General features: G+C 71.8%; 16 protein-coding genes. 5 read left to right on the plus strand and 11 right to left on the minus strand.

The window, feature by feature from the left end; translation table 11 throughout:
- Positions 1 to 72 precede the first annotated feature (72 nt).
- Together DQ384_RS41065 and DQ384_RS06515 are read left to right on the plus strand one after the other, a co-directional pair.
- Complete coding sequence (locus DQ384_RS41065; protein WP_181871065.1) at positions 73 to 216, plus strand: hypothetical protein; 144 nt, start codon at positions 73 to 75, stop codon at positions 214 to 216.
- Positions 217 to 346: 130 nt separating this feature from the next.
- Positions 347 to 2,398 carry an ABC transporter ATP-binding protein gene (locus DQ384_RS06515; RefSeq protein ID WP_245966279.1) on the plus strand — a complete coding sequence of 684 codons (2,052 nt, stop codon included), beginning with the start codon at positions 347 to 349 and terminating at the stop codon, positions 2,396 to 2,398.
- 48 nt (positions 2,399 to 2,446) lie between these two features.
- Here DQ384_RS06515 and DQ384_RS06520 read toward each other — a convergent pair whose 3' ends face one another.
- From DQ384_RS06520 to DQ384_RS06545, 6 genes are all read right to left on the minus strand, one after another.
- Positions 2,447 to 2,890 carry a MerR family transcriptional regulator gene (locus DQ384_RS06520; protein ID WP_114027775.1) on the minus strand — a complete coding sequence of 148 codons (444 nt, stop codon included), beginning with the start codon at positions 2,888 to 2,890 and terminating at the stop codon, positions 2,447 to 2,449.
- A complete protein-coding gene (locus DQ384_RS43575; protein ID WP_281274014.1) occupies positions 2,887 to 3,009 on the minus strand; it encodes a hypothetical protein in 123 nt (40 codons plus the stop codon). The genes DQ384_RS06520 and DQ384_RS43575 overlap by 4 nt, the downstream gene beginning before the upstream one ends.
- A 256-nt stretch (positions 3,010 to 3,265) precedes the next feature.
- Positions 3,266 to 4,300 (minus strand): alpha/beta hydrolase, encoded by a 1,035-nt coding sequence (locus DQ384_RS06530; RefSeq protein WP_114027776.1) that lies wholly within the window; start codon positions 4,298 to 4,300, stop codon positions 3,266 to 3,268.
- A 412-nt stretch (positions 4,301 to 4,712) separates the two neighbouring features.
- The gene (locus tag DQ384_RS06535) at positions 4,713 to 5,366 is read right to left on the minus strand and encodes a response regulator (RefSeq protein WP_181871066.1); all 654 of its coding nucleotides are present in this window, start codon (positions 5,364 to 5,366) and stop codon (positions 4,713 to 4,715) included.
- A 58-nt stretch (positions 5,367 to 5,424) separates the two neighbouring features.
- Positions 5,425 to 7,653 carry an ATP-binding protein gene (locus DQ384_RS06540; RefSeq protein WP_114027778.1) on the minus strand — a complete coding sequence of 743 codons (2,229 nt, stop codon included), beginning with the start codon at positions 7,651 to 7,653 and terminating at the stop codon, positions 5,425 to 5,427.
- A 158-nt stretch (positions 7,654 to 7,811) separates the two neighbouring features.
- The gene (locus tag DQ384_RS06545) at positions 7,812 to 8,468 is read right to left on the minus strand and encodes a TetR/AcrR family transcriptional regulator (protein WP_114027779.1); all 657 of its coding nucleotides are present in this window, start codon (positions 8,466 to 8,468) and stop codon (positions 7,812 to 7,814) included.
- A 71-nt stretch (positions 8,469 to 8,539) separates the two neighbouring features.
- Here DQ384_RS06545 and DQ384_RS06550 point away from each other — a divergent pair, with 71 nt between their 5' ends.
- Positions 8,540 to 9,856 carry a GH1 family beta-glucosidase gene (locus DQ384_RS06550; RefSeq protein ID WP_114027780.1) on the plus strand — a complete coding sequence of 439 codons (1,317 nt, stop codon included), beginning with the start codon at positions 8,540 to 8,542 and terminating at the stop codon, positions 9,854 to 9,856.
- Between the two features lie 19 nt (positions 9,857 to 9,875).
- Here the strand turns inward: DQ384_RS06550 and DQ384_RS06555 are convergent, their stop codons facing one another.
- Positions 9,876 to 10,775, minus strand: a complete 900-nt coding sequence (locus DQ384_RS06555) for a coiled-coil domain-containing protein (protein ID WP_114027781.1) — start codon at positions 10,773 to 10,775, stop codon at positions 9,876 to 9,878.
- 384 nt (positions 10,776 to 11,159) lie between these two features.
- On the opposite strand from DQ384_RS06555, the gene DQ384_RS06560 reads away from it, so the two are divergent.
- Positions 11,160 to 12,596 (plus strand): aldehyde dehydrogenase, encoded by a 1,437-nt coding sequence (locus DQ384_RS06560; protein ID WP_114027782.1) that lies wholly within the window; start codon positions 11,160 to 11,162, stop codon positions 12,594 to 12,596.
- Between the two features lie 148 nt (positions 12,597 to 12,744).
- On the opposite strand, the gene DQ384_RS06565 is transcribed toward DQ384_RS06560, so the two are convergent.
- Genes DQ384_RS06565 through DQ384_RS41070 form a run of 3 tightly spaced genes read right to left on the minus strand, consistent with a single transcriptional unit; the run spans position 12,745 to position 15,070 of the window.
- Positions 12,745 to 13,872, minus strand: a complete 1,128-nt coding sequence (locus tag DQ384_RS06565) for an acetate/propionate family kinase (protein ID WP_114027783.1) — start codon at positions 13,870 to 13,872, stop codon at positions 12,745 to 12,747.
- Positions 13,869 to 14,642, minus strand: coding sequence for an alpha/beta hydrolase (locus DQ384_RS06570; protein ID WP_114027784.1), 774 nt, complete (start codon positions 14,640 to 14,642; stop codon positions 13,869 to 13,871). The genes DQ384_RS06565 and DQ384_RS06570 overlap by 4 nt, the downstream gene beginning before the upstream one ends.
- Positions 14,609 to 15,070: a hypothetical protein gene (locus DQ384_RS41070; RefSeq protein ID WP_181871067.1), complete on the minus strand. Its 462-nt coding sequence runs from the start codon at positions 15,068 to 15,070 to the stop codon at positions 14,609 to 14,611. Before DQ384_RS41070 ends, DQ384_RS06570 begins: the two co-directional genes overlap by 34 nt.
- Positions 15,071 to 15,132: 62 nt before the next feature.
- Here DQ384_RS41070 and typA point away from each other — a divergent pair, with 62 nt between their 5' ends.
- Entirely contained in the window at positions 15,133 to 16,986 is a 1,854-nt protein-coding gene (gene typA / locus DQ384_RS06580; RefSeq protein WP_114027786.1) for a translational GTPase TypA, read from the plus strand.
- A 76-nt stretch (positions 16,987 to 17,062) separates the two neighbouring features.
- Here the strand turns inward: typA and DQ384_RS43935 are convergent, their stop codons facing one another.
- Positions 17,063 to 18,310, minus strand: a complete 1,248-nt coding sequence (locus DQ384_RS43935; RefSeq protein ID WP_114027787.1) for a glycoside hydrolase family 16 protein — start codon at positions 18,308 to 18,310, stop codon at positions 17,063 to 17,065.
- Between the last annotated feature and the right edge of the window lie 110 nt (positions 18,311 to 18,420).

An 18,420-nucleotide genomic window follows, 5' to 3' on the forward strand; every position in this document is an offset into this window, starting at 1 on the left:
GGTAAGATTCCACGAGCACCGGCCACCCAGGCGCGTCCGGGCCGGTGAGCCATCTCACATCGGGAGACTCCGTTGGAAACCGTCGACCTCGAAGACCTGGGCCTCGAACTCCTCCTGATCACCGCGCTGCACGAGGAGGCCGAGCGCCTCACCGCCCGGCTCCCCGGGCCCTCGGACGACGCGATCGAACGGGGCCGCACATTCCGGCGAACGTGACCACGCCGCGGTGTCATTGGCTAGCGTCCGGAGATTAGCGGCGCTACCAAAGTAATTGCGGCGTTCAACTTTATGCCCTGGTTTACCGCGGCGGCTTTAAACTGTCGGTGGCGCCGGTCACACTGCGGGTATGGCCGATCTCCCCCAGGAAACCTCCGCTCCGGGCGTCTCCGATCCCGCGCGGTCCCCCGCGTCCCCGCGTCCTGACGGCCAGGACGGCTCCCCGCCGGCGGACGCGCCTCCGAACGGCGCCCATCCCCGATCCCCCGCCGCCGAACCGCTCGAAGACGAGGCGATCGACCTCGGCGAGGTCACCTTCAGCGACTGGAACGCCCACATCGAGACCATGACGGGCATCGGCTTCCTCACGATGGCCCGCAGGCTACCCGCCCTCATCGGCCAGGCCGTGCGCATGGCGTGGAAGGCCAGCCCCCGCGACACCCTGGCGACGATCTCCCTGAGCACGCTCGGCGGCGTGTTCACCGCCTTCGGGCTGCTGGCGACCACCGGCGTGCTCCAGGCCCTCTTCTCCTCCGGGGCGACCCCCGACCGCATCCGCGCCGCCCTGCCCAGCCTGCTGCTGGTGGGCGTCGCCGGGGCGCTGCGCACCACCCTCCAGGCCGGGGCCGGGTGGGCGCAGGCCCGCCTGGAGCCTCAGGTCAGCCGCATCGCCGAGACCCAGCTCTACGACCTGACCAGCCGCGTCGACCTCATCGCCTACGACGACGTCGCGTTCCACGACTCCCTCGTGCGCGCCCGCACCCGCGGCGTGAGCATGGTCGACACCGTGGTCAACTCGGCGATCGACGTGCTCACCGGCGTGATCGGCATCGTCGCCGCCGCCGGTGTGCTCGGCATCCTCCACCCCGTGCTGCTGCCCCTGCTCCTGCTGGCCGTGATCCCCGACGCCTGGGCCGCCGTCCGCTCCGCCCGCGAGCGGTACACCACGATGTACGCCCTGGTGCCGGCCCGGCGGCGCAAATGGATCCTCAGCGACCTCATGGCCGACAGGGACACCGCCGCCGAGATCCGCTCGTTCACGATGCGCCGCTTCCTCATGCGCCTGTACGACGCGGTGACCGACGCCGAGCAGGCGGTCGTCCTGCGGCTGGCGCGGCGGCAGACGGTCGCCCGCCTGGTCGGCGAGGCGCTCGGCGGCGTCGGCACGGCCGTCGTCTACGTCGCCCTCGGGCTGCTGCTCGCCGTCGGCGCCGTCCCCCTCGCGGTGGCGGGCACGGCCGTCCTCGCCATCCGCTCCGGGCAGACCTATCTGTCCACCTTCATGTACGCCACCAACCGGCTGTACGAGGAGGGCCTCTACTTCACCGACTTCCTGGAGTTCTGCGCCGACGCCCGCGCCCGCCTGACGTCCGAGCGGCCCCGCCAGGCCCCCGCGGCGTTCGAGCGCATCACCGTCGACGACGTGACCTTCCACTACCCCGGCGGCGAGCGCCCCGCTCTCGATCACGTGTCGATCCACATCGATCGAGGCGAGGTCGTCGCGCTCGTCGGCGAGAACGGCTCGGGCAAGACGACGCTGTCCAAGATCCTCGCGGGGCTGTACGACCCCGGCGAGGGGCGGGTCCGGTGGGACGACGTCGACCTCGCCGGCGTCGACCCCGAGGACCTGCGGCGCCACATCGCCGTCATCGCCCAGGACCACACCCGCTGGCCGCTGACCGCCAAGGACAACATCACCATGGGCCTGGAAAAGGGAGCCGAGGCCCTGCACGCCTCCGCCCAGGTCGCCGGGGCCGACCAGGTCATCGCCGAGCTGCCGCACGGCTACCGCACGCTGCTCGACCGCCGGTTCAAGGACGGCCACGAGCCCTCCGGCGGCCAGTGGCAGCGCATCGCCGTGGCACGCGGCTTCTACCGCGACGCGCCGCTGCTGATCTGCGACGAGCCGACGGCCGCGCTGGACGCCCGCGCCGAGCACTCCCTGTTCGAGCGCATCCGCGGGCACGCCGACGGCCGCACCGTCCTGCTCATCACCCACCGCCTCGCCAGCGTGCGGTACGCCGACCGCATCTACGTCCTGGACCACGGCAAGGTCATCGAGCGCGGCACGCACGACGAGCTGATGGCCCTCGGCGGCCAGTACGCCGACCTCTACACGATCCAGGCCAGCGCCTACAGCTCCACAGGCGACCACAGAGAGGAGGCCCCCACGCAGGCCTGAACAGGAACGAACACGTCAGAACAGGCTCGAACGGGGCCTCGGACGGGATCAGCGGGAGGAGGCGTCGGCCCCGACCGTCTCCACCGTCCCGGCCGGCTCGGCCGCCTGGCACGAGGCCGGGTTCGCCGCGAGCGCCAGCACGTCCCGGTAGTACCGGATCTTCCGCTGGATCGCGTCCTGCTGCTCCTTGAGCTCGGCGATCTGCTGCTCGACCTCGCGGTCGTGGCTCTCCAGCAGGGCGATGCGCTCCTCGATGGTGCCGTCGCCGCCGCGCACGAGCTGGGCGAAGCGGATCATCTCCGCGATCGACATGCCCGTGCCGCGCAGGCAGCGCACCATGCCGAGCCAGCTCAGGTGCGAGTCGTTGAACCGCCTCTGGCCGGCGGCGTTCCGCTCGATCGGCTCCAGCAGGCCGATGCGCTCGTAGTACCGCAGAGTGTCCAGGCTGAACCCGGTCTCCTCCGCGACCTGTCCCGGTGTGTAGACGCTCACAGGTCGAGCATGGCACCTGGAGTGGGCTCCAGGTCAAGGTGGTTGACCTGGAGCCCACCTGGCGGGTCGAGCGGGCGCGCGGCCTCGCGCTGGCCCGCGGCCTGACCCCGTACACGCACGTGCGGCTGCGGCACTCCTACCTGCGTCCCCGGCCGGGCGTGCGGCTGCCGGAGTCCGGTCACGTGCAGGTGAGCGAGGAGGCGCTGGACTACGTCGCCGTCGAGGGACTGCGGCTGTGGGCCTACACGACGCTGCTCGCCGGCGCCTACACCCGCGCCGACCGCCCCGTCCCCCCGGCGCGTCAGAGGTCAAGCTGGACGACGAGCAGCGCGCACGCCTGGACGACCCCGCGCTCGCCTGATGGGAGCTACCGGGTCAGCGGGGCGGGGTGGCCGAGGTGTACGCGGGCAGGGGCAGCGGGCGGTCGAGGAGGAAGTGCTCCAGCAGCGCGGTGTACGTGGCGGGCTGGTCGCCGGCGATGGCGTGGCCGGCGCCCTTGACGTAGACCAAGGTCGATTCGGGAAGGGTGCGCCGGTAGTCGTAGGTCGTCTCCCATCTCAGGAAGTCGCATTCGCCGCGCATGATCAGTGCCGGTACGCGCAGCCGCCGCAACGTCGGACGGGGATCCGGCACCCGCTGGAAGTCCGCGCTCGTGACCTGGTTGACGTAGAAGCCTTGCCGGTTCTCGTGCGGCGTCCTCGGCGGCGTGCCGGGGCACGAGGTGGTGTCCTTCCCCACCAGCGCCAGTTCGTGGAACCGCGCGTCGGCCTCGTCGTCGCCGACCAGGGCGTGGGCGGCGCGGGGGTTGACGCCGAGGAGGAGGAACGCCGCGAGCATCCGGGGGGCACCGGACAGCTCGTCGTACCGCTCCCGCTGCGCGGGCGTGAGCCGGCCCCAGGGTTCGCCCGCGCCGCCAGGCAGCGCGCCGGGCCACAGGGCTCCCGGTGCGGAGAATACGACCTTGGCCACGTGCTCCGGATGGGCGGCGAGATACTGCGCCGCCAGGGACCCGCCCCATGACTGGCCGACGATGACCATCTTGTCGGCGCCGATGGCGCGGCGGATCGCCTCCAGATCGGCCACGTGCCTGGCGACCGTGTAGCCGGTGACGTCGGACAGCCGGGTGGACCGTCCTGCGCCGAGCTGGTCGTACGCGTACACCTCGAAGCCCTCTGCCGCCAGGGTCCTGCCGGCCGCGGGTATCCCCTCCCCGGGGGTTCCCGGACCGCCGTGAAGGAACACCACGGGCGTCGGCCTGGCGGTGCCGGCGGCGGGGGCATGGACGTAGGCGATCCTGGACCCGGTCGGCAGATCCCAGTACCGGACGCCGGGCGCGGTGGAGGCGGCGCCCGGGATCGGGCCGGGCCGGAACACGGTGAGGACCGACACCGCGGCGACCGCGACCACCATGCCTCCCGCCAAGGATCGCGGCCCTGCGGCCGCCGCGCGTCCCGAACAGGTGAAACGCCGGCCAGGCGAGGAGGAACGCCGTACCGGCCACCGCAGCCAGCCCGGCGGCACAGAGTAGCGGGACTGCGGTCACGAGGGCGGCGGCACCGAGGAATCCGGCGATACCGGCGAGCGGAGCCGCCATGAGGCAGAGGAGAAGGAGAACGCCACCGATCGCGCGACGGGGGAATGGAGATGCCATGTCCGTCACGCTAGGAGCGCGGAAACGCCCCTTCCCGGCACCCCGGAACGAGATTTCCCAGCCCGCAACCCCGCTTGACGGTGGAGGACCACCACGCCGACCGGCGGGCGGTGGGCGAGGCCGGATGCCTCGGTTGAGATCGGTCACCGGCCGCATGCCGGGCCGGTCGTGTCAGCGGACGCCGGGACGGACGAGGCCGGTCTCGTAGGCGGCGATCGTCGCCTGGACCCGATCGCGTACGCCGAGCTTCCCGAGAACCGCCGCGACGTGATCCTTCACGGTCGCGGGACTGATGCCGAGCACGGCGGCGACCTCCACGTTCGTCAGGCCGCGCGCCACCTGCCGGAGCACCTCCGTCTCGCGGGGGGTGAGCGCGGCCAGCCGGTCGGTATCGGCGGGGCCCGGCCCGGCGGCGTAGTGGTCGATCAGGCGGCGGGTCACGGCGGGATCCAGCAGCGCGTCGCCCCGCGCGACGAGCCGGACCGCGTCGATCACCCGCTCGGGGTCGGTGTCCTTCAGCAGGAACCCGGCCGCACCGGCACGCAGGGCCGCGAACACGTACTCGTCGAGATCGAAGGTCGTGAGGACCACGACGCGGGTCGAGGGGATCTCGGCGGTGATCCTCCTGGTCGCGACCAGCCCGGTGACGCCCGGCATGCGGATGTCCATGAGGACGACATCGGGGCGAACGGAGGCGGCGAGCGCCACGGCGGCCTCGCCGTCCGCCGCCTGCCCCACGACCGTCAGGTCGGGCTCCGCGTCCACGATGGCCGCGATCCCCGCGCGCACCACGGCCTGGTCGTCGGCGATCAGCACGCGGATCACGAGACGGGCGCCCTTGCCTGTACCGCGGTCACGGAAGGGAGGCCACCGGCATCTACCGTCACGAGAGGGAGACCTCCGGCAGCCAGACTCGTACGGCGCCGTCGCCGGCGGTCGTGAGCGTACCGTCGCAGGTGTCCACCAGAGCGCGCAGCCGCCGCTCCGCGAACGGGCCGGGGGACGCGGGGCCTGACAGGGTGACGCCATCGCCGGGGAAGGTCACCGTGACGGTCTCTCCGCTCGCCAGCAGTTCCCTCGCGACCTGGTGGGCGGCGACCTCCACGGCAGGCGGCAGCGGCCTGCGCGTGCCCGTGTACCGGGCCACGGTGCCTCGCCTGGCGGCCAGGGCCGCGATGCCGTCCACGGTGGGAGGCGGGTCGTCGCCGTCGTCCGGGCTCCGCAGCTCCGTGAGCAGCTTCCGTAGCGCGGCCAGCCCCGCCCGTGCCTCGGCCAGCACGGAGTCCAGGCGGCCCGCGCGGGCTTCCTCCACGACGTTCTGCGTGTGCCGCCGCGCCGTGTGCCGCAGCCCGTCGCCGATCCGCTCGCGCTCGGCCGACGCCGCTGAGGCGGCCTCACGTTCGAGCAGGTCCCGGTCCCGCGTGATGGCCGTGCCGCGCCGCCGCCGGCGCACGGCGACGTACAGGCCAAGCGACCACGCGGCGAGGCAAGGGATCGCCAATGCGGTCGTGAGGACCACCCAGGCCGCCAGGCGGTTGCCCTGGATGCCGTCACCGGCGGCGAGCGCCAGCCCGCCGACGCCCGCGACGGCGAGCGGCGCGGGCCAGCCCCGAGAGCCCGTGCGGTAGACGCCGACCGCGTAGATCAGTGCCAGCTCCACCCACCAGCACCACAGGAAGGTGTCGCTGACACGAGGCCCCGGCCAGCCCGCCAGGTCGAGGCCGGTCCATGCCAGGAGGGTCGCGAGCGTGACGGTCAGAGCGCGGTGGGGCGCGTCCCTCCGCCACCACAGCGGCAGAGCGCGCAGCGCGAACAGTGAGGCCAGCAGCAGCCCCGGCAGCGGCGAGGCGAAGGCGTCGGGGTCGTCGCCCGGTAGCAGCCCCGCGCCGAGGGAGAGTGCGATGGCGAGGGCGACCAGCGCCGCGTCGAGCGCCGCCGCTCCCCGCCAGCGCTCCCGGCGCGCGGGCGATCCCGGGAGGCGGGGGGAGGCGTCGTACGGAAGGTGGGCTCGCACTTCCCAGCCGTGCTTGGCCGGACCCGCCGTGAACGACCCGCCGAGGCCGGACACCGCCGTGCGCACTCCGGCCAGCCCGCTCCCCGTGCCGAGGCCGGGTGCCGCGGCCGGACCGCCCCGGTCGGTCACCGTGACGACAAGCGCTCCCCGTGCACCCTCGACCCGGACCCGTGACGCGCCCGAGGTGTAGCGCATCGCGTTCGTCAGCGCCTCGCGCACCACCTTGCAGGCGACGGCGGCGACCTGCGGAGGAGCGGTGACGGCCGTGCGCACGTAGTCCAGCTCCGTGTGCCCGGCGGCCAGCGCGTCGATGTCCTCCAAGGTCGCGAGGTGCTCCGGGGGCGTGTTCCCGGCCGCCTCGACGAGGCGGTCCAGCTCGGTCATCGCCTGGCGTCCGGCTTCGGCGGCGTGACGGGTCGCCTCGGCGGCGAGCCGTGAATCGGCGAGGCGGGTCGCGGCGGCGGCGGACACGACGATGCCGGTGAGCCGGTGCGCCGCCACGTCGTGCAGCTCGGCGACGAGTCGTTCGCGTTCGGCGTCGGCCGCGAAACGCGGAACCGAGCGGGCGCTCGCACGGTAGGCGGCGGCGGCCGCCCGGCCCGCCCGCCTGCGCCGTCTCGACCTGCCCGCCACCCAGAGCGCCGCGGCGGCGCCCGCCGCTTGCAGCGTGATCCCCGTGACGGTCCGCGGGCCCGCGCCGGCGGCCATGGCGATCACCGCGGCCACGAGCGAGGTCGCGACGGCTCCCGCGGCGGCGACCCCGGCCGTACGGTGAACGGCCAGGGAGTACAGGGCGACCGTCACGGCGAGCGGCCATATGACGGCGGTGCCGCCGGCGCCGGCGCCCAGTAGGGCCGCCGCGAGGGCGCCGCCGAAGGCCCACTTCGGTGCGACGCGGCGCACGGCGAGCGCTCCGGAGGCGAGACCGGTGCTCAGTACCAGGAGCGTGAGCCTCGCGGCGCCGTTGCCGACCGCGGAGAGTCCCGGGTCGAGCGCTCGGGCGACGGCCGCTGACACGTCCGGCGACGCCGATACGAGTACCTGCGCGACGACGAGGACGGCGGGCAGCAGCAGGTCCCGTGATCTCCACTTCGGCACGGAAACGTACCAATCCGCGAGGGCACCGGAGGACGGCACGCCACGCCACCCAGGCCGTCCGTCTCTCACAGTGGCCCAGCGTAGGGGCTCCCGGCCGGCGTGGACGAACCCGCCGTTCGCCTCGGACGACGACCCGCCACATGGTCGGCGTGGTGCCGTCACCGGTCCGGCAGGTGGTCGGCGAGGTAGCCGCGCACCAGCCGCTTGCACTCGGCGATCAGTTCGGGATCGCCGCCGGGGTGGGCGCGGAACGCGAGCTTGAGTACGGCGTCGGCGGCCTCGACGGCGACGACGAGCGCGCGGTCCAGGCCCGGCCCGGAGGGCGCCCCGAGCAGCTCGATGGTGAGCGAGCGCAGCCGGTCGGCGACGATGACGTTGTTCTCCAGGGCGGCGTCCAGCAGGCGCTCGGTGCCCTTGAGCGGAGGCCCGGCCGGGGTCGGCAGGATCTCGCCGAAGTCCATGATGGCGAAGCCGGGCGTGCTGCGCTTCATCGCCACGAACTCGTCGACGGCGAGGTCCACCGCGCCGGTCCAGTCGGAGATGCCGGCCGCGCCGAGCCGCTCGGTGAGCCGGTCGAGGAAGGCGTCGAGGTTGCGCAGGGCCAGCGCCCGTACGAGCCCCTGCTTGTCGGGGAAGAACTGGTAGAACGTGCCGATCGGCACACCCGCCCTGCGGGCCACTTCCTTGGTGGTCAGCCCGTCGTATCCCACCTCGTCGAGGAGGCGTGCGCACTCGTCGAGCATGCGCTCGACCCGCTCGACGCTGCGGCGCTGAGCGGGGCGGCGGCGGAGCGTCCCGGCGGAGACGTTCGTCATTCCCCCATCATCCCTCCGTTGACGTGCGACCGGCTTAACATGAGGTCCACTCATTTTCGCCGGAGGTCATCATGTTCCTTTGGGGCACCGCGACCGCTTCGTACCAGATCGAGGGGGCCGTGGCGGAGGACGGCCGAGGCCGGTCGGTCTGGGACACCTTCGCCCACGAGCCGGGCAAGGTGAAGGACGGTCACACCGGTGACGTGGCGTGCGACCACTACCACCGCTGGTCAGAGGATGTCACGCTCATGGCCGCCCTGGGGGTGAACTCTTACCGTTTCTCCATTTCGTGGCCGAGAATCCTCCCCTCGGGGCATGGCGCGGTCAACGAGGCCGGCCTCGGCTTCTACGACCGGCTGGTCGACGGCCTGTGCGCCGCCGGCATCGTCCCGGCGGCCACGCTGTTCCACTGGGACCTGCCCCAGGCGCTGGAGGACGAGGGCGGCTGGCTGAACCGCGACACCGCGAGCCGCATGGCGGAGTACGCCGGCATCGTGGCCGCCCGCCTCGCCGACCGCGTGCCGATCTGGATCACGCTCAACGAGCCGTTCATCCACATGGTCTTCGGCTACGCCCTCGGCACCCACGCCCCGGGCAGGACCATGTTCCTCGACGCCCTGCCCGCCGCCCACCACCAGCTTCTCGGCCACGGCCTCGCCGCCCAGGCGCTGCGGGCGCACGGGGCCGGGCAGGTGCTGGTCACCAACAACTGCACGCCCGTCTGGGCCGCCTCCGGCGCGGAGGAGGACCTGCGGGCCGCCGAGGCGTACGACGTGCTGCACAACAGGCTGTTCAACGACCCCGTGCTGCTCGGCCGCTACCCCGACCTGTCGGCCTTCGGCCTGGACGCCATGCCGGCCCTGCGGGACGGCGACCTCGCGGCCATCGCCCAGCCCCTGGACGGGCTCGGGATCAACTACTACAACCCCACCCGCGTGCGCGCCCCCGGTGACCCCGGCATCCTGCCGTTCGAGGACGCCGGGGTCACCGGCCATCCCACCACCGCCTTCGGCTGGCCGGTGGTGCCGGACGGCCTGCGCGAGCTGCTGACCGGCCTCAAGGCCCGGTACGGCGAGGCGCTGCCCCCGGTGTACGTGACCGAGAACGGCTGCTCGCAGGCGGACGAGCCCGGCCCGGACGGGGTGGTGGACGACCAGGGGCGCATCGCCTTCCTCGACGGGCACATCGCGGCCGTGGCCGCCGCGATGGCCGAGGGCGTGGACGTGCGCGGCTACTTCGTCTGGTCGCTGCTGGACAACTTCGAGTGGGCGGAGGGCTACAACCAGCGCTTCGGCCTCGTCCACGTCGACTACGCGACCCAGAGGCGCACCCCGAAGGCGTCCTACCACTGGCTGCGGGAGAGGATCGCCGCGCGCGCGACCCCGTGACCGCCGGAGGACCGAACCGCTAGAAGACCGACACGTGCACGTGGTCGTAGTGGTTCGCGGTGACGCCGCCGCGGTCGGACATCTGGCGCCAGCCCGCGCCGGTGCGGATGTCGTAGTAGCGCTGCCGCCAGATGATGTACATGATGCCGATCTGGCGGCCGTTCTGGATGCACCACTGGGCGAGGGCGTCGCCCCGGGCCTGCGAGGCGGCGTCGGGCATGCGGCCGCCCGTGCTCATCATGAAGTCGCAGGCGCGCCCCTTGCCGTGCTCCCCGGGGTCGCCCGGGCGCATGCACCCGACGCCGAACGGCATCGGGAAGCGCTGCATGATGACGTTCCTGATGCTGATCATGCGCGGGGTGAGGCCGCTGCCGGCGTCGGGGGTCTGGAAGCCGAACTTCTTCAGCAGCTCCTCGACCTGCCGCTTCTTGGACTGCAGGTCCTTGATCTCGTCCTTCAGGTCGGCGATCTTCTTGTCGGCCTGCTTCTTGGCGGCCTTCTGCTCGTCGATCAGCCGGCCGATGCTGGTGATCCGCTGGTTCTTCTCGTCGGCGAGGTAGGTGACGGTCGCGACCTGGCTGAGGATGGTGTCCGGGTCGCCGCTGAAGGTGAGCACCCTGGGCCCGTCGATGCTGCCGGACATGTACGACTGGGCGTAGAACTGGGCGACCCGCCGCTCGGCGGTGGCCAGGTCGGAGCGGAGCTTCCTGACGCGGTCACCCGCCTTGGCGGCGGCGCGGCGCGTGTCCTCCAGGCTCTGGATCTCGCCCCGGTACGCCTTCTGCAGGTCCGCGGCCTGCTTGGTGAGCTTGTCGAGCTGCGCCTGGGGACTCGGCTTGGCCTCGGCGGACGGCATGGCGAGCGCCGAGAACAGCCCGAACAGGGCGGCGGCCAGCCCCGCCACACGGCCTGAACGCATCAGCCCTCCCACTTCCGGACACCCCGAGACTCTAGAAGCCGATCTTCGGAGCCGCCACACGATCGGAAGAAGCTACACACCATTGGCGAACTATCTACCACTTTAGGAAGTTGCAAGAGATCGGTTTCCGAAGAATTAGGCCCGACCAGATTCCGGACATCTCGTGATTCGCCGGTAGATCATCGGGCACAGCGGCGGAGGGGTGGGACGGGCGACCGATCCTATCGGCGGCGGCTCGCCGGAGGAGCCGAGTCTTGCCAACCCGGCCAGAACATGATTCGGTCTCAAGCGTCCGGACGGTCGCGTGGAGCCCGTCCCTCCACGACCGGACCGGATGGCCGAGCACCCGCCCGATCCGACCGTCCGACCGTAGGAGGCAGGCCCATGCTCCAGCACGACCGTCTTTTCATCGGGGGCGACTGGGTTGCTCCCGCGGGCACCGCGACGATCGACGTCGTCTCCCCCCACACCGAGGAGGTCGTCGGGCGCGTGCCCGACGGCACCCCCGCCGACATGGACCGCGCGGTCGCCGCCGCCCGCCAGGCCTTCGACGACGGCCCCTGGCCACGGATGACCATGGCCGACCGCGCCGAGGTGGTCGGAAGGCTGGCCGCCCTGTACGCCGCCCGCCAGGCCGAGCTGGCGGAGCTGATCACCCTGGAGATGGGCTCCCCCATCACGTTCTCGCAGATGGCCCAGGCCCCGCAGCCGCTCGGCATGCTCCAGTACTTCAGCGAGCTGGGGAAGACGTTCGCGGTCGAGGACGAGCGCCCCGGCGTCTTCGGCCCGGTGGTCGTGCGGCGCGAGCCGGTCGGCGTGGTCGCCGCCATCGTGCCGTGGAACGTCCCGCAGTTCGTGATCATGACCAAGCTCGCGCCCGCGCTGATCGCCGGCTGCACGGTCGTCGTCAAGCCCGCGCCCGAGACGCCGCTGGACTCCTACCTGCTCGCCGAGATGATCAAGGAGGCGGGCGTCCCCGACGGCGTGGTGAACATCGTCGCCGCGGGCCGCGAGGCGGGCGAGCACCTCGTCGCGCACCCCGGCGTCGACAAGGTGGCCTTCACCGGCTCGACGGCCGCCGGTCGCCGCATCGGGGCCATCTGCGGCGAGCGGCTCAAGCGGTGCAGCCTGGAGCTCGGAGGCAAGTCGGCGGCGATCATCCTGGACGACTGCGACCTCTCCGCCGCCATGGGCTTCCTGTCCATCGCGTCCCTGATGAACAACGGGCAGGCGTGCGTGGCGCAGACGCGCATCCTCGCCTCCTCCTCTCGGTACGACGAGGTCGTCCAGGCGGTCTCCGACATGGTCGCCGGCCAGCGCGTGGGAGACCCGGCCGACCCGTCCACCGGCATCGGCCCGCTGGTCGCCCGGCGGCAGCAGGAGCGCGTGGAGGGCTACATCAGGGCCGGCATCGACGAGGGCGCCAAGCCGGTCGTCGGCGGCCTCGACCGTCCGCGCGACCGTGGCTGGTACGTCGCCCCGACCGTCTTCGCCGGCGTCTCCAACGACATGCGCATCGCCCGGGAGGAGATCTTCGGCCCCGTGCTGTCGGTGATCCCTTACACCGACGAGGAGGACGCGGTCCGCATCGCCAACGACAGCGACTACGGGCTGTCCGGCTCGGTCTGGACGGCCGACACCGAGCACGGCATGGACATCGCCCGCCGCGTCCGCACCGGCACCTACGGCGTGAACATGATGAACACCATGGACCCGTCCACCCCGTTCGGCGGCTACAAGGCCAGCGGCATCGGCCGCGAACTCGGCCCCGAGGGCCTCGCCGCCTACCTGGAGTACAAGTCCATCGCCCGGCTGGGCTAGCGCGAGAACCCCCCACACGGCCGTCGGCGGCGCCTGCCGGCGCGGCCGACGGCCCGTGGAGTGAGGACGTGCGACATCGCCCCCGTCAGGAGAGGGGCCGCGGGCTCTCCTGGTGGATGTCGTACCTCCTTTTGGAGGTAGACGACATTTATTGGGGTTTGGTTCGCGCCACTACGGCGGAGGTTTCCAGGGCGATCTCCAGTTCCTCGTCGGTCGGCACTACGGCGACCGAGACGGCGGAGTCGTCGGTGGAGATGATCCGGGTGCCCCTGGCGGATACGTTGCGCAGTGGGTCCAGCCGGATGCCGAGCGGCTGCAGCCCGGCGAGCACGGTGCTCCTGACCAGCGAGGAGTTCTCGCCGACCCCGCCGGTGAAGGCGATCACGTCGACCCGTCCGAGCACGGCGCAGTAGGCGCCGATGTACTTGCGCAGCCGGTGGCAGTACACGTTGTAGGCCAGCACGGCGTCCTGATCGCCCGCCTCGACCCGCGCGATGACCGCGCGCATGTCGTTGTCGCCGCACAGCCCGAGCAGCCCGCTGCGCCGGAAAAGCATGGCCTCGACCTGGTCCGGGCTCATCCCTGCGCGGATCAGCACGAAGATCACAGCCGGGTCGATGTCGCCGGAGCGGGTGCCCATGACCAGCCCCTCCAGCGGCGTCATGCCCATGGAGGTGTCGACGCACCGCCCGGCGGCGACCGCCGAGGCGCTGGCGCCGTTGCCGAGGTGCAGGACGATCACGTTCGCGGTGTCCGGCTGGCCGACCAGCCGGGCGGCCACGCGGGACACGTAGGCCGTCGAGGTGCCGTGGAAGCCGTACCGGCGCACGTCGTAGAGCTCGGCGACCTCGCGGTCGATGGCGTAGGTGCGGGCGGCGGGCGGGATCGTGCTGTGGAAGGCGGTGTCGAAGACGGCGACCTGCGGGACGTCCGGCCGCCACCGCCGCGCCCACTCGATTCCGGCCAGGTTCGCGGGGTTGTGGAGGGGCGCGAGCGGGACGGCCTCCTCGATCTGCTTGATCACGTCGTCGGTGATCAGCGCGGGCCCGCTGAACCGCGGGCCGCCGTGCACCACGCGGTGGCCGATCGCGGTGATGGCGGCGGACTCCGTGGCGACGGCCTGCGCCACCCGGCTCAGCGCGGCCTCGTGGTCGGGGACGTCCGAGCCGGGCTCGCCGATGCGCTCGATCTTGGCGCCCTTCGCGCGTGTCGGCCCCTCCACGTCGATGAGCTGGTACTTCACCGACGACGAGCCCGAGTTCAGCACGAGGATCATCGGTCCACCTCGCGGGCGGGGCTCAGGCGGGAGATCCACCGGCCGATGCGCCGGACCAGGTCGGGGGTGGCGGCCGACTCGGCGTGGCCGTACCCCGGCTCGATCCACAGCTCCTTGGGCTCGCGGGCGGCCTCGAAGAGCTGGTGGGCGTGCTCCAGGGGGAAGAAGTGGTCGGCGTCGCCGTGGACGATGAGCAGCGGGGCCGGCGAGACGCGCGCGACGGCCTCGTGCGGGGCGAGCGGCACCGGGTCCCACGAGGTGGAGCGGATGCGCGTGCGCTTGGCCAGGCGCGCGGCCAGCCGTCCCGGCGCCTTCTCGATGGCCCAGTGGACCTGCCGCATCGGCCGCGTGCCCCGGTAGTACCAGCGGGCCGGGCCGCTCACCGCGACGACGGCGTCCGTCCCGCCGTGCAGGGCCGCGTGGCGTACGGCGACGGCGGCGCCCATCGAGAAGCCCACGGTGGCGACCCGCGCGTAGCCGACGGAACGAGCGTGGACGACGGCGGCGTCCATGTCCAGCACCTCGGCGTCGCCGACCGTGGAGAGCCCGCCGGATCTGCCGTGCCCGCGGAAGTCGAACGCCACCACGCCTCCGAAGCCGCTCAGCACATGCGCGATGCGCCGGGTCGTGGGCTCGCGCCAGGAGCCGGTGAAGCCGTGGGCGAGGACGATGCCGAGACCCGCGTCGCCGCGCGAGGGGGTGTGCGCCGCGTCGATCCGCACACCGTCCTTCGTCATCAGCGTCGCGGAGAAGGTTGCGGCGAGTGGCATGGGATGAGCTTATGCGCGACCATCTCCGCGCAGGAGACCCGGTCGGCGGGGGGCGGCATGGCCGTCCGCGTCTCCGCCTTCGCCGAGATCGGCATGACCAGCCCCGCCGCGAAGGCGGTCACGACCAGTGCCCATACGGCGAGACGGCATCGTCCGCCCATGTGCCGCCTGCACGCGAACAGGCCGAATGATTCGGCGACCTGTTCGGCGGCGGCGAATCGCGTCTGTCCTTCGTCCAGCATGCCGACTGTCTTCCCGGGGCCGGGGGTGTTAGTCGCGCGTGCTCTTTCCTTGACCATGAACGCGCGGGCGGATGGTGTCCGAATCCGGACATTCGGCCTGGTCATCGGGGGAGGCACCGATTTGTGAAATCTGTGCGAATTGTCCGGCCCTGCGCGGCCCCGGCGCATGGTGGTGACGACGATCAACTAAAATGGTACGGGCCGCAGAGTCCGCGGCCGGCCTCCACGAACCAGAGCGAGACTCCATCATGCCTTTGAACAGCCGCGACGACCTGCGGAACCTCGCGATCATCGCGCACGTCGACCACGGCAAGACCACGCTGGTGGACGCCATGCTCTGGCAGTCCGGGGCCTTCCGCGCCAACCAGGACGTGGACGAGCGGGTCATGGACTCCAACGACCTGGAGCGCGAGAAGGGCATCACCATTCTCGCCAAGAACACCGCGGTCAAGCACGGAGCCTTCACCCTCAACATCATCGACACCCCCGGCCACGCCGACTTCGGCGGCGAGGTCGAGCGCGGGCTGTCGATGGTCGACGGCGTGGTCCTGCTGGTCGACGCCTCCGAGGGCCCGCTGCCCCAGACGCGCTTCGTCCTGCGCAAGGCCCTGACGGCCAAGATGCCGGTCATCCTGTGCATCAACAAGGTGGACCGTCCCGACGCCCGCATCTCCGAGGTCGTCGACGAGGTCTACGAGCTGTTCATGGACCTGGACGCCACCGAGGAGCAGATCGACTTCCCGATCGTCTACGCCTCCGCGAAGGCCGGCCGGGCGAGCCTGAACCGCCCGCAGGACGGCGGGATGCCCGACTCCGAGGACCTGGAGCCGTTGTTCGAGACGATCGCCTCGACGATCCCGGCGCCGCTGTACGACCCCTCGGCGCCGCTCCAGGCCCACGTCACGAACCTGGACGCCTCCAGCTACCTCGGGCGCATCGCCCTGTGCCGCGTCCACCAGGGCACGATCAAGAAGGGCCAGCAGGTCGCCTGGTGCCGCACCGACGGCAGCATCCAGCGCGTCAAGATCAGCGAGCTGCTGATGACCGAGGCCCTGGAGCGCAAGCCCGCCGACGAGGCCGGTCCCGGCGACATCATCGCCATCGCGGGCATCCCCGACATCATGATCGGCGAGACGCTGGCCGACCCGGACGACCCCCGCCCGCTGCCGCTCATCACGGTCGACGAGCCGGCGATCTCGATGACCATCGGCACCAACACCAGCCCGCTGGTGGGCAAGGCCAAGGGCTCGAAGGTCACCGCCCGCATGGTCAAGGACCGGCTCGACAAGGAGCTGGTCGGCAACGTGTCGCTGCGCGTGCTCCCCACCGACCGTCCCGACTCCTGGGAGGTCCAGGGCCGCGGCGAGCTCGCGCTGGCCGTCCTGGTCGAGCAGATGCGCCGCGAGGGGTACGAGCTGACCGTCGGCAAGCCGCAGGTCGTCACGCGCGAGATCGACGGCAAGGTGCACGAGCCTGTCGAGCGGCTGACGGTCGACGCGCCCGAAGAGTATCTCGGCGCGATCACCCAGCTCCTCGCCGTCCGCAAGGGCCGCATGGAGCACATGACCAACCACGGCACCGGCTGGATCCGCATGGAGTTCGTGGTCCCGGCCCGCGGCCTGATCGGCTTCCGCACCGAGTTCCTGACCGAGACGCGCGGCACCGGCCTGGTGCACCACGTGTTCGAGGCCTACGAGCCGTGGTTCGGCGAGCTGCGCACCCGCAACAGCGGCTCGCTGGTGGCCGACCGGGCAGGCGTGGTCACGGCCTTCGCGATGCTCAACCTCCAGGAGCGCGGCACGCTGTTCGTCTCGCCGACCACCGAGGTGTACGAGGGCATGATCGTCGGCGAGAACAGCCGCGCCGACGACATGGACGTCAACATCACCAAGGAGAAGAAGCTCACGAACATGCGGTCCTCCACGAGCGAGGAGACCGAGAAGGTCATCCCGCCGCGCTCGCTCTCGCTGGAGCAGGCGCTGGAGTTCTGCCGTGAGGACGAGTGCGTCGAGATCACCCCGCAGACCGTCCGCCTGCGCAAGGTCGTGCTGGACGCGGCGAGCCGCGCCCGCACCGCCGCGCGGGCCAAGCGCGGCGGCTGATCCCGCTCTCCCCGCGAAGCAGAAGGGCCCCTCCCGGCAGGGAAGGGGCCCTTCTGCTCGCTTCAGGACACGCCGGTCAGCTACGCGTCCACTTCTGGTTGGCGGCGCCGCTGCAGTCCCAGATCTGCAGCCGGGTGCCGTTGGCGGAGCTGCCGCCGGTGGCGTCGAGGCACTTGTTGGCCTGCGGGTTGACGATCTGCCCGGTGCCGGTGTTGTAGGTCCACTTCTGGGCGCCGGTGCCGTTGCAGTCGTACAGCTGCACCTTCGCGCCGTTGGCCGTGGAGGCGGCGGTGACGTCGAGGCACTTGCCGAGGGCGCGCACCGAGCCGTCGCTGTTCCAGGCCCAGCTCTGCGCGGTGGTGCCGTTGCAGTCCCAGAGCTGGACGGCCGTGCCGTTGGCGGGGTTGGCGCCGGCCACGTCGACGCACTTGCCGCCGATCCCGGTGATCTGGCCGCTGGGGCCGGGGCCGCCGGTGGGCGAGGCGTAGACGCGGACGTAGTCGACGGTCAGGGTCTGCGGGAAGGTGGTGGAGCCGTCGGGGTAGCCGGGCCAGTACCCGCCGACCGCCAGGTTCATGATCATGAAGAACGGGTGGTCGAAGACCCAGCGGTTGCCGCCGAGGTCGGCCGGCGTCCGGCGCTGGTACTCGTTGCCGTCGACGTACCAGATGATCAGGTTGGGCGACCAGTCGACGGCGAAGGTGTGGAACGCGTCGGCGAACGCGCCGCTGATCGAGTACGGGGCGCCGATGCCTCCGCCTCCGGAGTAGCCGGGGCCGTGGATCGTGCCGTGGACGGTGCTGGGCTCGCGGCCGATGTTCTCCATGATGTCGATCTCGCCGCTGTTGGGCCAGCCGACCGACCCGATGTCGTTGCCGAGCATCCAGAAGGCGGGCCAGATGCCCTGGCCGCGCGGCAGCTTCATGCGCGCCTCGAAGCGTCCGTAGGCCCGGGTGAAGGTGGCCGAGGTGAGGAGGCGGGCGGAGGTGTACTGGCAGGTGCCGTAGTGGCACTGGTAGTTGGAAGGGTTCTCCCGGCGGGCGGTGATCACCAGGTTGCCGGCGCCGTCCATGGCGGCGTTGCGGGTGCTGTTGGTGTAGTACTGCTGCTCGTTGTTGCCCCAGCCGCTGCCGCCGATGTCGAAGCGCCACTTCGACTGGTCGACGGCACTGCCGGAAGCTCCGTTGAACTCGTCGGACCAGACGAGCGGGCCGGGGGCGGGGGCGGCGCTGGCCGTGCCGCTCATGGGGACGAGCAGCGCCAGCACCGCGACTAGAGCGGCACCGATGGAGAGCAACGTTCTGGAACTGGGGGGGCGGACCATACGGGTCACCTCATCGGATCCGTGGATGTAGCTTTACGGAAACCTTCCGGCAACATTAATGTCCCTGTCAAGAGAGCGCTCTCATCAAATTACACGGACCTCGCCGACGG

Origin of the sequence: Sphaerisporangium album, assembly GCF_003323745.1 — a bacterium.
In the GTDB taxonomy this organism is placed as follows: domain Bacteria; phylum Actinomycetota; class Actinomycetes; order Streptosporangiales; family Streptosporangiaceae; genus Sphaerisporangium; species Sphaerisporangium album.

Bases quoted from the DNA above. Each gene is read 5' to 3' on its own strand.
- DQ384_RS06515 (WP_245966279.1), top strand. From the start codon at position 347: ATGGCCGATCTCCCCCAGGAAACCTCCGCTCCGGGCGTCTCCGATCCC.
- DQ384_RS06530 (WP_114027776.1), bottom strand. From the start codon at position 4,300: ATGGTGGTCGCGGTCGCCGCGGTGTCGGTCCTCACCGTGTTCCGGCCC.
- DQ384_RS06545 (WP_114027779.1), bottom strand. From the start codon at position 8,468: ATGACGAACGTCTCCGCCGGGACGCTCCGCCGCCGCCCCGCTCAGCGC.
- DQ384_RS06550 (WP_114027780.1), top strand. From the start codon at position 8,540: ATGTTCCTTTGGGGCACCGCGACCGCTTCGTACCAGATCGAGGGGGCC.
- DQ384_RS06555 (WP_114027781.1), bottom strand. From the start codon at position 10,775: ATGCGTTCAGGCCGTGTGGCGGGGCTGGCCGCCGCCCTGTTCGGGCTG.
- DQ384_RS06560 (WP_114027782.1), top strand. From the start codon at position 11,160: ATGCTCCAGCACGACCGTCTTTTCATCGGGGGCGACTGGGTTGCTCCC.
- DQ384_RS06565 (WP_114027783.1), bottom strand. From the start codon at position 13,872: ATGATCCTCGTGCTGAACTCGGGCTCGTCGTCGGTGAAGTACCAGCTC.
- DQ384_RS06570 (WP_114027784.1), bottom strand. From the start codon at position 14,642: ATGCCACTCGCCGCAACCTTCTCCGCGACGCTGATGACGAAGGACGGT.
- typA (WP_114027786.1), top strand. From the start codon at position 15,133: ATGCCTTTGAACAGCCGCGACGACCTGCGGAACCTCGCGATCATCGCG.
- DQ384_RS43935 (WP_114027787.1), bottom strand. From the start codon at position 18,310: ATGGTCCGCCCCCCCAGTTCCAGAACGTTGCTCTCCATCGGTGCCGCT.